The following is a 13728-nucleotide window of genomic DNA, read 5'->3' as shown; positions in this document are numbered from 1 at the left end:
TACACAAAATGGATGTGAAAAAGTCGTTGTTTGACAACTTACAAACCTTTTTTGGTTTCGACAATTTTAAGGGGGATCAGGAATCAATTATTACCAATGTTCTTGAGCGGAAAAATACCTTTGTAATTATGCCAACGGGTGGAGGGAAATCTATCTGTTACCAATTACCAGCTTTAATGTCAGAAGGTACTGCCATCGTGATATCACCGCTTATTGCGCTGATGAAAAATCAGGTGGATCAGCTGAGAGCTTTTGGTGGAAGTGACAGTATTGCACATTTCCTGAATTCTTCTTTAAATAAATCGGAAATTGCCCAGGTAAAAAGCGATTTGTTAAGTGGTCAGACTAAATTATTATACGTAGCACCAGAATCATTATCCAAGCCGGATAATATTGAATTTCTGAAGCTTATTACTATCTCTTTTGTTGCGGTTGATGAAGCCCATTGTATTTCAGAATGGGGACATGATTTTCGTCCGGAGTACCGGAGGATCCGCCAGGTGATTAGCGGCCTGGGACCAGACATCCCGATTATTGCATTAACTGCAACGGCGACACCTAAGGTGCAGCAGGATATTATTAAGAACTTGCAGATGGCTGATGCTACCTTGTTTAAGTCCTCGTTTAACAGGCCCAACTTATTTTATGAGATACGCCCTAAAAGAGATGTGATCAAAGAAATCATCAGGTACATTAAATACAATACTGGTAAATCCGGTATTATTTACTGCCTGAGCAGGAAAAAGGTGGAAGAAGTTGCTGAAGCATTAAACCTGAATGGTATCAAAGCTTTACCTTACCATGCCGGATTAGAACCTAAAGTCAGAGCCGATACACAAGACAAATTCCTGATGGAAGATGTGGAGGTTATTGTGGCTACCATTGCCTTCGGGATGGGAATTGACAAACCTGATGTTCGTTTTGTAATTCACCACGACATTCCTAAAAGTATGGAAGGTTACTACCAGGAAACTGGAAGAGCCGGACGTGATGGCGGAGAAGGTGTTTGTATTGCCTTTTATGCACAGAAGGATGTAGATAAGCTGGCTAAATTCATGAAAGACAAGCCGGTGGCTGAACGTGAAATTGGTACACAAATCTTAAAAGAAGTTATTGATTATGCGGAATCAGGTGTATGCCGCAGAAAGCAGATCCTGCATTATTTCGGTGAAAACTTCAATGAGACAGGCTGTAACTGTATGTGCGATAACTGTAAAAAACCTAAAACTTATTTTGAAGCCGAAGAGCACTTAAAGGTTGCGCTGACGCTGATAAAAAATATCGGAGAGAAGTTTGACGATGCACATATCCTATGTGTTTTATTGGGAATGGAGACCGCGCAGACTATCGCTTATGAGCATAGTAAACTGCAGGAATTTGGACTGGGTAAAGTAGAAGGTGAAAATCTTTGGAAATCTTTAATCAGACAGGCTGTATTGAATAACTTTTTATCAAAAGATATTGATAACTATGGTTTATTAAGACTGACCAATTCGGGAAATGACTTTATCAAAAACCCATACAGTCTTAAATTTATTCTGAATGTGCCTATCGAAAGTTCGGCAGATGATGATGAAGATGATGTAAAACATGGCAGTGGAACACTGGATACGCAATTACTTCAATTGCTGAAAGATCTGAGAAAGAAGATCGCGAAACAGAAAAATGTTCCTCCTTTCGTAGTTTTCCAGGATCCTTCACTGGAAGAAATGTGTACACATTATCCGATTGCTATGGATGAGCTGAAACAGATTTCGGGTGTTGGAAATGGTAAGGCCATGAAATTTGGTACACCTTTCATTGAACTGATCAAAAAATACGTGACAGACAATGATATTGAGCGTCCTATAGATTTAATTATTAAAACACAGGCAAATAAATCACAATTAAAAGTTTCCATTATACAAAATGTAGACAGACAGATTGGACTGGAAGATATTGCTAAATCTAAAGGAATCACTTATGGTGAAATCCTGAAAGAAATAGAAGCGATTGTAAACTCCGGAACCAAGCTGAACCTCAATTACTTTGTAGATGAAATGCTGGATGACGATCGTCAGGACGAAGTATTTGATTACTTCCGTGCGGCCGAGAATGATTCAATTGATGAAGCCTTGAAAGATTTGGGGGAAACGGATTATACGCGTGAAGAGATACAATTAATGAGAATCAAGTTCATGTCAGAACTTGGAAATTAAGCTACAGCATGGTCAATTTTGAATTAGATAAATTAAAACATACTACTTCCGGTAATTTCTTTTTGATGGCCGGCCCTTGCGCAATTGAAGGAGAAGAAATCGCGATGAGAATTGCGGAAAAAATTGTAACACTTACTGATCGATTAGAGATCCCTTTTATTTTTAAAGGCTCTTACAGGAAAGCAAACCGTTCTAAAGGTGATTCTTTTACTGGTATTGGCGACGAAAAAGCATTAAAGATCTTAGAGAAGGTTGGAAAGACTTTTGGTGTGCCAACTGTAACTGATATTCATGAGAGTGCTGAGGCTGCAATGGCTGCTGCTTATGTAGACGTATTACAAATTCCGGCATTTTTATGCAGACAAACGGATTTGCTGATTGCTGCTGCTAAAACTGGAAAAGTAGTGAATGTAAAGAAAGGTCAGTTCCTTTCTGCAGGATCTATGAGATTTGCAGTTGATAAGGTTTACGAGGCTGGAAATAAAAGGGTTATATTGACGGATAGAGGGAATACATTCGGTTATCAGGACTTAATTGTCGATTACCGTGGCTTACCTGAAATGCAGTCTTTTGGTGTGCCTGTGGTAATGGATGTGACGCATTCTTTACAGCAGCCGAATCAAAGCTCTGGTGTAACAGGTGGTAAACCTCAGTTAATTGAGACGATTGCGAAGGCAGCTATTGCTGTTGGAGCAGATGGTTTGTTCATTGAGACACACCCTGATCCTGCACATGCAAAATCTGATGGTGCGAATATGCTTCATCTTGATTTATTAGAGCAGTTATTAGTAAAGTTAATTAAGATCAGAAAAGCGGTAGTTTAGTATTGCCCTATTTAAATAAGAAACAGGCTGTGTCGTTGACACGGCCTGTTTTTTTATATACCAGTAATAATAAATGAAGTTCTGCGGTTTTGCTGCCGGCCGGCAGCTGTATCATTTGATGAAACTGGTTTAGTCGCGCCGAATCCCTTAAATGTCAATCTTTCCGGGTTTACTTTATTTGCAGTCAAATAATCATAAACTGCTTTGGAGCGCTGTAAAGATAATTTCTGATTCGCTTCTGCATTGCCTTCATTGTCAGTGTGACCTTGAATTTCAATGCTTACAGAAGTGTTAGCCTGGAGTAATTGCAAAAGATTGGTTAACTCTGTAATTGATGGCGGAAGCAGTTCCGCTTTATTGGTATCAAAGAATATATTCTTTAAAACCACATTTGCACCAGGTTTAAGTTTTTCAAGATAAATTTCCAATACATAAGGCTGACCTGATTTCGCCTGATTCAATTCGAAATTCTCTGAATAAAACAGGTAACCATCAGCCACTGCATTAAAAGCATATGTACTGCCCAGTGGCATCACTGCCAGAAATTCGCCATTATCTTTTGAGGTAAAGTCATTAAATTTAGTTTCTTTCGTTTTCAGATTCACTACTTGTACTTTGGCTTCCAGATATCCACGGGTTTCTTTATCTCTGACAATCCCTTTAACATAAGTAATCGGTAGTGGCCTTGCTGCTTCAGGTAATTTAAACCTGTAAATATCCATATCACCTAAACCATCTTTAAGTATAGAAGAGAAATATCCCTCAGTACCATCCGGGCTTACCATTAATCCACTTTCTTCATTGAAGGTATTGATAGGATAACCGATGTTCACAGGTTTGCCCCATTTGCCATCTGCTTGTGCGCGGCTGTAAAAAATATCCATGCTGCCCATGCCTGGCCATCCATTAGAAGAGAAGTATAAGGTTTTTCCATCAGGATGTATAAATGGGGTATTCTCATCGTAGATAGTATTGATACCAGGTCCAAGGTTTTCTGGTTTACTCCATTCACCTTCACTATTTAAAGTGGTTTTCCAAATATCATATCCACCAATTCCTCCGGGCCGGTTACTTACAAAATAAAGGGTATTTCCATCCGGTGTAACTGCAGGCTGGGAATCCCAGGCCGAGGAGTTGACTACAGATCCAAGGTTAAAAGGGGCATCCCATTGATTTCCATTTTTATGGCTCACATACAAATCACAACTTCCAAGTCCATCCGGTCGGTTACAACCAGTAAAAAAGAGATACATTCCATCTGGTGAAATTGACTGGGCACCTTCATTGAACCTGGTGTTAATTTTATCACTTAGCGGAATTGCGGTTTTCCATTCTTTATTTACTTTACGGGAGATATAAAAATCCTCGTTACCATCAACTGTACGGCTAAAGATGAGTGTTAAGCCATCTGCAGTGAGTGTGGGTAAATATTCTCTGTCTTTGGTATTTATTGCGGGGCCCAAATTAACAGGAATATATTTTTCAGGTGTTTTGATTGCAACAGCTGCAAAATCACAATCCCGGATATATTTTTCCGCTTTCAAAACCATTTCCCGGTCTTTCCCTTTATAAGCTGTCTTAAATAAGGAGAAGTGTTTCCCTGCATCAGCATATTGCCCACTATTCAGTTCTGCTTCACCTAAAGAGTAATAAACTCTCGGTACTACGGGAAATGTTTGAATGTCGATAGCTTTTAAATAATTAGTTTTGGCTTTTTCAAAAGATCTTTTCAGTTTGTAAATATCTGCCAATTGAACAAAAGCAAACTGAAAAGATGGGTCTGCAGCTATTGCATCTTCTAAAAATTTAGTTGCCCCATCATAATCTTTGGCTAATAGCGATTTTTGTGCATACTCAAAATTCTGTTGTGCTTTTTTTACAACAGACTCTTGTGCCCGGACAAAACTATTAGTTATAAATAACAGATAAAAAAATGCTATTGTAATCTTCTTCATGTTTTTTCTATTAAATCGGGCATGGAGAGCCGTATAAATTAAAATTACAAATTTATAGGACTCTTTAGCAAGAGAGATGCACTTAATAAAAAAACAGGAGTTAACTGCCTAAGGAATATTTAAGTATTTATGTGTTTGTAAGGAAATTTCCCATTTAGGATTGGCCATCACATAATCAATAATCATCGGCGTGATTTCTTTTGATTTAGACCATTCCGGCTGAAGATAAAGTTTGCAGGAAGGAGATACCGTTTCTGCATATTTCTCTGCCCATTCAAAATCACTTTTATTAAAAACAATCACTTTTAATTCGTTGGCGAAAGGAGTAATGTCCGGACGTGGTGCCTTGAATTTTTTTGGAGATAAACAGATCCAGTCCCAGCTGCCTGACAATGGATAAGCTCCTGAAGTCTCAATAAAAGTAAGGATGTTTTTTTCCTGCAGTTTTTTGGTCAGGTAATCCATGTTATAGATCAATGGCTCACCACCGGTAATCACAACTGCTTTACCAGGAAATGTATCTGCTTTTTCAGCAATATCATCAGCTGAAGTTAAGGGGTGAAGTTCAGCATCCCAGCTTTCCTTCACATCACACCAGTGACAACCTACATCGCAACCTCCAAGACGAATAAAATAGGCAGCTTTGCCTGTGTTAAAACCTTCACCCTGAATCGTGTAAAACTCTTCCATTAATGGAAGCAATGTGCCGTCTGCTGGAATATTATGTGCCATATATCAATTGGCAAAGTTAAATAAATATGGCTGGAAAATAGGAATATATGTATATTGACCGCATTTAAATGACTAATCTATGAATAAGTAACAGCAACAATGGCTGATTTACGCTGGTATAAAATTGAGGAAGAAATCCCAGACGGAGATTTTATCAGGCAAATTAGCCTGGCTGGTAAAAAATTGTGTCTGCTCAGGCATCAGAACGAAATTCACCTGGTGCAAAACTCTTGTCCGCATGCGGGTGGGATACTTAGTGGCGGGTGGTGTGAACATGGAAAACTAATCTGTCCGATCCACCGGTATGCTTATGATTTGTCAAACGGAAGAGGAGCAGAGGGGCAAGGGGATTACATAGATTTATATCCGGTAAAGGAAGAGCCGGACGGTTTATATGCCGGATTTAAACAAAGTTTGTTCAGCAGGTTTTTCGGCAAAAAGTAAGTTTAAAAAGAAAACGGACTGTATTTCTACAAGCCGTTTTTATTAAATGAACTAAAAATAAAATTAAGTTTTAATGTTATTTTTCCTATTCCTCAGTTAAGAATAGATTTCTTTTTTAGCTGAAGCCAATGTATTTTTCAATAAGCCAACGATAGTCATCAAACCAACTCCACCCGGAACAGGTGTAATCCATGAAGCTAAAGGAGCTACGTTCTCAAAATCAACATCACCATATAATTTATAACCAGACTTTGTAGTCTCAGAAGTTTCTCTGTTAATACCAACGTCAATAATGATTGCACCAGGTTTAACCATGTCCGCAGTTACAAAGTTCTTTTTACCGATAGCGGCAACAATAATATCTGCCTGCAAAGCAATCTCTTTCAGATTCGTAGTTTTGCTATGTGTAAGAGTTACCGTACAATTTCCAGGATTTGCATTCCTGGCCATTAAAATACTCATCGGGCTACCTACAATATTGCTTCGACCTACAACAACACAATGTTTTCCTGCGGTATCAATTTCGTAAGCTTTTAATAAGAGTAAAATTCCATAAGGAGTAGCAGGAATGAAACAAGGCAAATTACGCATCATACGGCCTAAATTTACCGGGTGAAATCCGTCTACATCTTTACGATGGTCTATAGCTTCGGTGACTTTTTCCGGATCAATATGTTTTGGAAGAGGAAGCTGAACAATCAGTCCATCTACACCTGCATCACTATTAATCTCATGAATTTTTTGAAGTAACTCTTCTTCAGTTACATCTGTGTCATATCTGATCAGTGAAGATTGAAAGCCTACTTTTTCGCAATTTTTCATCTTACTGGCCACGTAAGTCTCACTTCCACCGTCATTACCAACCAATATGGCTAATAAATGAGGTTTACGTCCACTTTGTGCTAAAAATTCTGCCGCTTCTGCTGCTATTTCTAATTTAATCTTTTCTGATGCGAATTTTCCGTCCAGTAACTGCATATCAAGCGTTATGTTTTGTGTGTTAAACGATTAATCTAATTTAAGTACCGCCATAAATGCAGTTTGTGGAATTTCCACATTACCTACCTGGCGCATACGTTTTTTACCTTTTTTCTGTTTCTCCAACAGTTTACGCTTACGTGAAATATCACCACCGTAACATTTAGCGGTTACATCCTTACGTAAAGCTTTCACAGTTTCTCTGGCGATAATTTTAGCACCAATAGAAGCCTGGATAATAATCTCGAACTGCTGACGTGGAATTAATTCTCTCAGTTTCTCGCAAATTCTTTTTCCGAAATCGTAAGAATTACTGCGGTGAATTAACGAAGATAAAGCATCAACTGGCTCTGCATTTAACAGGATGTCTAATCTAACCAGATCAGACTTGCGGTAACCGATCTGATGATAATCAAAAGAAGCGTATCCCTTAGAGATAGTTTTCAAACGATCATAAAAATCAAATACAATTTCTCCCATAGGAATCTCAAAAACAAGCTCCACACGGTCTGAAGTCAGGTAAGACTGATTCACGATAATTCCTCTTTTCTGAATACAAAGAGACATTACCGGGCCAACAAACTCAGATTTGGTAATGATATTTGCTTTGATATAAGGTTCTTCAACATACTCCATTTTACTTGGATCAGGAAGATCAGATGGATTATTTACAATGATCAACTCACCTTTGGTGGTCATTGCCTGATAAGACACGTTGGGAACAGTAGTAATTACTGTCATGTCAAATTCACGCTCTAAACGCTCCTGGATGATCTCCATGTGTAACATGCCCAGGAATCCGCAACGGAAACCAAAGCCTAATGCTGCTGAAGATTCAGGTTCAAATACGATAGAAGCATCATTCAGCTGCAATTTGTGCATTGCTTCCCTTAAGTCTTCAAACTCATCTGTGTCTACCGGATAAATACCGGCAAATACCATTGGTTTAACCTCTTCAAAACCTTTGATCGGCTCAGAACTTGGTCTGTCTTTATGTGTAATTGTATCACCTACTTTTACCTCTCTGGCTTCTTTAATACCAGAAATGATATAACCCACATCACCAGTTTTGATGACATCTTTAGGAGATTGTTTTAATTTTAAAGTACCTACTTCCTCAGCAATATATTCCTTGCCGGTAGCTACAAATTTCACTTTGTCTTTTTTACGGATTTCTCCGTTCAATACTTTGAAATAAGCAACGATACCACGGAATGAATCAAAAACAGAGTCAAAGATCAACGCTTGTAATTCACCTTCAGGATTTCCTTTAGGTGCAGGTACACGTTCAACGATCGCACGAAGTATATCGTGAACACCCTGACCAGTTTTACCTGAAGCAGGAATGATTTCTTCTCTCTTACAGCCAATCAGTTCAATAATCTGATCTTTAACCTCTTCTGGCATTGCACCAGGCAAGTCCATTTTATTTAAGATAGGGATGATCTCTAAATCATGCTCCAGTGCTAAATAAAGGTTGGAAATAGTCTGGGCCTGAATTCCCTGTGAAGCATCAACGATCAATAAAGCACCTTCGCAGGCTGCAATTGAACGGGAAACTTCATAAGAAAAATCTACGTGTCCGGGAGTGTCAATTAAATTTAATATATAAGGTTGTCCATCCTGGATATAGTCCATCTGGATGGCATGACTTTTAATGGTAATACCGCGTTCGCGCTCCAAATCCATGTCATCCAGTAATTGAGCCTGAGACTCTCTCTGGGTGATTGTATTCGTGTATTCAAGTAAACGGTCGGCCAAGGTACTTTTACCGTGGTCAATGTGTGCAATTATGCAAAAATTACGTATGTGCTTCATCAGTGCCGCAAATATAGAATATTAGCTTGATTATTCCGCACTGTTTGCCAGTTCCAGTAATTTTTTGACCAGTTCTGCGTCTGTAAAGGAAGAACTATATTCATCTGCTTCATTTCCCATGCTTAATTCACTGTTCCTGAACAGCATTTTACTTACCTGGTTTTTTCGGGCCGAAGCATGGAAAACTTTTGCCCCGGTTTTAAAAATCAACTGTTTGATATTTGAACTGCTGACACCAGCGCCGGGCATGATCGTAATCCGGCCAGCAGCTTGTTTTATGAGGTCAGTTAATTGCTCAGCACCCGCCATGGCAGTCGCTTTACCTCCTGAAGTCAGTACACGGATCACGCCAAGGGAAATCAGATCTTCTAGCGCTTCTTTCCTGTCAATAACCATATCAAATGCCCGGTGGAAAGCTACCCGCATCGGTTTCGCCAATTCAATCAGCTCAGTACAGCGCTCCTTATCTATCTTGCCTTCTGCAGTCAGGATACCAGTCACGATGCCTTCACACTGCAGCTCCTTACAGATTTTGATATCCTCTTTCATGAGTTCAAATTCCAGTGCTGAATACAGAAAATCCCCGCCACGTGGCCTGATGATTGGAAAAACTTCTATAGCAAGCATTTGTTTGGCTAGCTTAATTTCTGCATAACTAGGCGTAGTGCCGCCCTCAGTCAGGCTGGCACATAACTCTACCCGTTTTGCCCCTCCAATTTGTGCTTCCAGTGCAGAACTTACCGAGTTGGCGCAAACTTCCATTTCAATCATAGCTGCCCATTTTAATAATAACTTTTTCCAGGAACTAACAGGTCTTTGTTTTCAGCGTTACAAATTGCATAGCTGAATCCCTTTTGAATTGCATAAGCTCCGTATTGTCCTTTTTTATTCAACGCTAAAAATCCCACCTGAATTTCTTTAGCTTTTGCCGGTTTCTTTTTAATAATGCGCATTACTGCTTCTTTACAAGCTTCTTCTGGTGGATAACCCTGACGCATCAATTCTACGACAAGGAAACTGCCCACGTTACGGATCACTTCTTCTCCTACACCAGTCGAAGTGGCTCCGCCAACTTCATTGTCTACATACAAGCCCGCGCCAATAATAGGACTGTCACCTACACGGCCATGTAATTTAAAGGCCATTCCACTCGTGGTACATGCACCTGATAAATTACCATTGGCATCAAGAGCAAGCATTCCGATGGTATCATGGTTATATTGATTTCCTGGTAATCTGGTTGGTGAGGCTTTATCGTATAGTTTATTTTCAATATTCATGATCGGCTCATACTTTTCAGTTTTAAGCCATTCTTTCCATACTTTTTCACTTTCTGGTGTCAACAGGTTTATTTTTTTGAAACCATTTTCTAACGCAAATTGCAAGGCACCATCGCCAGCGAGCATCACATGAGGCGTTTTTTCCATGACCTGTCTGGCTACAGAGATAGGATGCATGATATGTTCCAAGGCAGCTACAGAACCGCAGTTCCCTAGCTCGTCCATAATACAAGCATCTAAAGTTACTTTTCCATCTCTGTCTGGTAAACCACCATAACCTACACTTTGGTTTTTAGGGTCTGCTTCGGGAACCTGCACGCCTTTTTCTACGGCATCAAGTGCGCGGCCGCCTGTTGATAATACTTCCCATGCTGCATGGTTAGCAGCAATCCCAAAATCCCAGGTCGAAATAACAATTGGTTTTCCTGCAGCAGTTACAGCGGAGGGGGGAAGAATGTTAGCCATTCCACTTTTATCAATAGCCAGAAGAGAGGCTGATAATGCGGAACATTTAATGAATTTTCTACGGTCAAACATAAAAACGGTTTAGGTGATTGAGTTACAAGATTACATTAAAAATGTTATTTGTAAAAGGTCTGTAAACAGAAAAATCCAGCCTGAGCCGGATTTAAATAAGAAATTGTAAGTGATTAATTGATCAGCTTAAATTGATCAGCATCCTTCAGGAAAGGGAAGTCATTGCGTATTTTAACCAGATCGTCATAATTGATACTAAAAGTATAAAGATCTTCATCTTCTGGTTTATAATAGATCGTATTTCCAAAAGCATCAATGCACATGGAATGACCGCTATGGTAAACTTCTTTACCGTCATGACCCACGCGGTTAACAGCTACCACATAACTCTGGTTTTCTATCGCTCTTGCCGGGATCAGCGCTTTCCAGTGCGGAATACGTTTGTCCGGCCAGCTTGCCACAATCAGCAATACATCATATGAAGGATCATTATTTCTTAACCAGATTGGAAATCTAAGGTCGTAACATACAGCAAGCCTGATTTTCCAGCCTTTTAATTCTACAACAATTTTATCTTTTCCTGAGGTATATGTTTTGTCTTCTTCGCCCATACCAAACAGGTGTCTTTTATCATAATGCTGATATTCGCCGGTTGGCAGCATCCAGATCATCCTGTTATAGTAATTGTTGTTTTCTTTGATAATGAGACTTCCTGTCACTACACAGTCGTATTTGGCTGCAGAAGCCGCCATCCAGGTCATTGTTTTACCATCCATTTCTTCAGCAAGCTCTTTAGCATTCATGCTAAAACCTGTATTGAACATTTCTGGTAATACAATAAGATCTGTTTTTTCCTTTACGCCTGAAGACAAACGCAGGGATATATTCTGCAGGTTTTTATCTATATTTTCCCAAAATAAATAAGCTTGAAAAATGGTGATTTTTAGATTATTTATTTTGAGATAGTTTGTGTTCTCCATATCTTGATAAAGTAATAGGCACGTGAAAATTATAGTTTCATTAATCTTTCAACGGATTTTTCAAGCGTATCTTGCCTTTTAGCGAAACAAAAGCGCAGTACCTGGTGATCCGTGTTCCGGATATAAAATGCGGAAACGGGGATGGATGCCACACCAAAATCTGTAATTAACCTTTTTGCTAAAACAGTATCTTCCTCGTCACTAAAATGACCGTAGCTCACGCATTGAAAGTAGGAACCTTTACAAGGTAGTAATTTAAACTTGGTTTGCTCCAGCAATGAACGGAAAAAATCACGCTTTTCCTGGAAAAAATCAGCTAATCCAAGGTAAACAGCCGGATCTTTTAAATAATTGGCAATTCCAACTTGCATCGGTGTGTTCACACTGAATACATTGAACTGATGTATTTTCCTGAATTCTTTCATTAATTGTTCAGGTGCAATACAATAGCCAGCTTTCCAGCCTGTTGTGTGTAATAACTTGCCGAATGACGCGGCGATAAAAGTCCGGTCGCGCAACTCTGGGTAAGAAGCTAAAGAGTTATGCTTTACGCCATCATAAACCAGGTGTTCATACACCTCATCACTCAATATCAATACATCAGTACCTTTTGTCAGTTTAATCAGCGCTTTAATATCTTTATCTGTAAGCACCGTTCCAGTTGGATTATGCGGGCTATTCAGAATAATCATTTTTGTGCTGGCAGTAAATAGTTTTTTAACCATTTCCCAATCAATTGCATAATCGGGAGGTGCCATTTCATAAGATTTAACCAGGCCACCCAGCATTTTTATAGTGGGTGCATAACAGTCATAAGCAGGTTCAAAAATAATAACCTCATCACCAGCCTGGATACAAGCCGTTAGCGCGGTGAAAATTGCTTGTGTGCCACCAGCGGTAATCGTTACTTCAGTGTCAGGGTGGTAGTTTGATCCATACTGAAGGTTTACTTTGTCGGCAACCAGTTCTCTTAAAGATTGAATACCGGCCATCGGTGCATACTGATTGTGTCCATTTTTCATGGCGTCAGCAACAAATTCAATTAATTTAGGGTCGCAATCGTAATCAGGGAATCCCTGAGAAAGGTTAATGGCGTTGTGTTCAGCCGCTAACTGGGACATCACTGAAAAAATACTGTTGGATGTTCCCGGAAGTTTCGAGTATGTAGCTATCATGTGACGGCAAAATTATAAAATAAATTAAGAGCCCGTTTAAAATTCATCTATATTTATAATTTTAGCAGGTATGACTTTTAAAACAAAAGAGAGCAGATTATTACTCGTATTAGGTAGTTTTTTTGTAGCTAACACTATTCTGTCAGAGTTTATTGGCGTTAAAATATTTAGTGTGGAAGCCACGCTTGGGATCAAACATTTTAATATCAATTTATTAGGCGTTCCCAATTTATCATTTCATATGTCCGCTGGTGTGCTCACCTGGCCATTGATATTTATCATGACCGATATTATCAATGAGTATTTCGGGATGAAGCAAGTGCGTTTTCTTTCGGTGTTGACTGCGGTTCTCATCGGTTATGCTTTTTTTATTGTCTGGGGCGCGATGAACCTGAGCTCTTCAGATTTCTGGGTAGATCAGCAAATCAATGGACAGCAGGTAAACATGGACAATGCGTTTGCAGGTATATTTGGGCAGGGAATGTGGATTATTGTCGGGTCTATTGTCGCCTTTCTGGTGGGACAGTTTGCAGACGTACTGATCTTTCATAAGATTAAAAAAATAACCGGAGAGCGTGCCTTATGGCTCAGGTCTACTGGTTCTACACTGGTATCTCAATTGATAGATAGTTTTGTAGTCATATTTATTGCCTTTTACCTGAACCCCCAATATCACTGGAGCTGGCAAATGGTAGCAGCAATCGGGTTGGTGAATTATACTTATAAGTTTTTGGTAGCTATTCTGATGACCCCTATACTTTACCTGGTGCATCATATTATTGATAATTACCTGGGAAAAGACCTCGCACATAAACTGATTAAAATGGCCGGAAGGTAGAATGAGAGGCTGTTGTTCAAGTTTTTTAA

Annotated in this window: 12 protein-coding genes; 4 read left to right on the top strand and 8 right to left on the bottom strand. The window is 39.3% G+C overall.

Annotated elements, in window-relative coordinates; translation table 11 throughout:
- The first annotated feature begins 8 nt into the window (after nucleotides 1-8).
- Nucleotides 9-2198 carry a DNA helicase RecQ gene (gene recQ, locus ABIB30_RS24860; RefSeq protein WP_354305719.1) on the top strand — a complete coding sequence of 730 codons (2190 nt, stop codon included), beginning with the start codon at nucleotides 9-11 and terminating at the stop codon, nucleotides 2196-2198.
- Nucleotides 2199-2206: 8 nt separating this feature from the next.
- Entirely contained in the window at nucleotides 2207-3022 is an 816-nt protein-coding gene (gene kdsA / locus ABIB30_RS24855) for a 3-deoxy-8-phosphooctulonate synthase (RefSeq protein WP_354305718.1), read from the top strand.
- Between the two features lie 53 nt (nucleotides 3023-3075).
- Here the strand turns inward: kdsA and ABIB30_RS24850 are convergent, their stop codons facing one another.
- Both ABIB30_RS24850 and ABIB30_RS24845 read right to left on the bottom strand, forming a co-directional pair.
- Entirely contained in the window at nucleotides 3076-4977 is a 1902-nt protein-coding gene (locus tag ABIB30_RS24850; protein WP_354305717.1) for an OmpA family protein, read from the bottom strand.
- A 108-nt stretch (nucleotides 4978-5085) separates the two neighbouring features.
- The gene (locus tag ABIB30_RS24845) at nucleotides 5086-5709 is read right to left on the bottom strand and encodes a 7-carboxy-7-deazaguanine synthase QueE (RefSeq protein WP_183867024.1); all 624 of its coding nucleotides are present in this window, start codon (nucleotides 5707-5709) and stop codon (nucleotides 5086-5088) included.
- A gap of 99 nt (nucleotides 5710-5808) precedes the next feature.
- On the opposite strand from ABIB30_RS24845, the gene ABIB30_RS24840 reads away from it, so the two are divergent.
- On the top strand, nucleotides 5809-6153 hold the full coding sequence (locus ABIB30_RS24840) for a Rieske (2Fe-2S) protein (protein WP_354305716.1): 345 nt from the start codon (nucleotides 5809-5811) through the stop codon (nucleotides 6151-6153).
- Nucleotides 6154-6249: 96 nt separating this feature from the next.
- Here the strand turns inward: ABIB30_RS24840 and ABIB30_RS24835 are convergent, their stop codons facing one another.
- The 6 genes from ABIB30_RS24835 to ABIB30_RS24810 all read right to left on the bottom strand — a co-directional run bounded on the left by ABIB30_RS24835 (nucleotide 6250) and on the right by ABIB30_RS24810 (nucleotide 12861).
- The gene (locus ABIB30_RS24835; protein ID WP_354305715.1) at nucleotides 6250-7131 is read right to left on the bottom strand and encodes a bifunctional 5,10-methylenetetrahydrofolate dehydrogenase/5,10-methenyltetrahydrofolate cyclohydrolase; all 882 of its coding nucleotides are present in this window, start codon (nucleotides 7129-7131) and stop codon (nucleotides 6250-6252) included.
- A 30-nt stretch (nucleotides 7132-7161) separates the two neighbouring features.
- Nucleotides 7162-8949, bottom strand: a complete 1788-nt coding sequence (gene lepA, locus ABIB30_RS24830; protein ID WP_111635660.1) for a translation elongation factor 4 — start codon at nucleotides 8947-8949, stop codon at nucleotides 7162-7164.
- Between the two features lie 30 nt (nucleotides 8950-8979).
- Nucleotides 8980-9720: a copper homeostasis protein CutC gene (locus ABIB30_RS24825; protein ID WP_354305714.1), complete on the bottom strand. Its 741-nt coding sequence runs from the start codon at nucleotides 9718-9720 to the stop codon at nucleotides 8980-8982.
- An 11-nt stretch (nucleotides 9721-9731) separates the two neighbouring features.
- Entirely contained in the window at nucleotides 9732-10766 is a 1035-nt protein-coding gene (locus ABIB30_RS24820; protein ID WP_354305713.1) for a glycosylasparaginase, read from the bottom strand.
- Between the two features lie 113 nt (nucleotides 10767-10879).
- Nucleotides 10880-11686 carry a nitrilase family protein gene (locus ABIB30_RS24815; protein ID WP_354305712.1) on the bottom strand — a complete coding sequence of 269 codons (807 nt, stop codon included), beginning with the start codon at nucleotides 11684-11686 and terminating at the stop codon, nucleotides 10880-10882.
- 29 nt (nucleotides 11687-11715) lie between these two features.
- Nucleotides 11716-12861 (bottom strand): methionine aminotransferase, encoded by a 1146-nt coding sequence (locus ABIB30_RS24810; RefSeq protein WP_354305711.1) that lies wholly within the window; start codon nucleotides 12859-12861, stop codon nucleotides 11716-11718.
- A gap of 70 nt (nucleotides 12862-12931) precedes the next feature.
- On the opposite strand from ABIB30_RS24810, the gene ABIB30_RS24805 reads away from it, so the two are divergent.
- On the top strand, nucleotides 12932-13699 hold the full coding sequence (locus ABIB30_RS24805; RefSeq protein WP_354305709.1) for a queuosine precursor transporter: 768 nt from the start codon (nucleotides 12932-12934) through the stop codon (nucleotides 13697-13699).
- The last annotated feature ends 29 nt before the right edge of the window (nucleotides 13700-13728 follow it).

The sequence above is a fragment of the Pedobacter sp. UYP1 genome (genome assembly GCF_040547305.1).
Lineage (GTDB): Bacteria > Bacteroidota > Bacteroidia > Sphingobacteriales > Sphingobacteriaceae > Pedobacter.
Note: the sequence above shows the minus strand (reverse complement) of the source record. Positions and strands in the feature narration are given on the sequence as shown.

Bases quoted from the DNA above. Each gene is read 5' to 3' on its own strand.
- recQ (WP_354305719.1), top strand. From the start codon at position 9: ATGGATGTGAAAAAGTCGTTGTTTGACAACTTACAAACCTTTTTTGGT.
- kdsA (WP_354305718.1), top strand. From the start codon at position 2,207: ATGGTCAATTTTGAATTAGATAAATTAAAACATACTACTTCCGGTAAT.
- ABIB30_RS24850 (WP_354305717.1), bottom strand. From the start codon at position 4,977: ATGAAGAAGATTACAATAGCATTTTTTTATCTGTTATTTATAACTAAT.
- ABIB30_RS24845 (WP_183867024.1), bottom strand. From the start codon at position 5,709: ATGGCACATAATATTCCAGCAGACGGCACATTGCTTCCATTAATGGAA.
- ABIB30_RS24840 (WP_354305716.1), top strand. From the start codon at position 5,809: ATGGCTGATTTACGCTGGTATAAAATTGAGGAAGAAATCCCAGACGGA.
- ABIB30_RS24835 (WP_354305715.1), bottom strand. From the start codon at position 7,131: ATGCAGTTACTGGACGGAAAATTCGCATCAGAAAAGATTAAATTAGAA.
- lepA (WP_111635660.1), bottom strand. From the start codon at position 8,949: ATGAAGCACATACGTAATTTTTGCATAATTGCACACATTGACCACGGT.
- ABIB30_RS24825 (WP_354305714.1), bottom strand. From the start codon at position 9,720: ATGATTGAAATGGAAGTTTGCGCCAACTCGGTAAGTTCTGCACTGGAA.
- ABIB30_RS24820 (WP_354305713.1), bottom strand. From the start codon at position 10,766: ATGTTTGACCGTAGAAAATTCATTAAATGTTCCGCATTATCAGCCTCT.
- ABIB30_RS24815 (WP_354305712.1), bottom strand. From the start codon at position 11,686: ATGGAGAACACAAACTATCTCAAAATAAATAATCTAAAAATCACCATT.
- ABIB30_RS24810 (WP_354305711.1), bottom strand. From the start codon at position 12,861: ATGATAGCTACATACTCGAAACTTCCGGGAACATCCAACAGTATTTTT.
- ABIB30_RS24805 (WP_354305709.1), top strand. From the start codon at position 12,932: ATGACTTTTAAAACAAAAGAGAGCAGATTATTACTCGTATTAGGTAGT.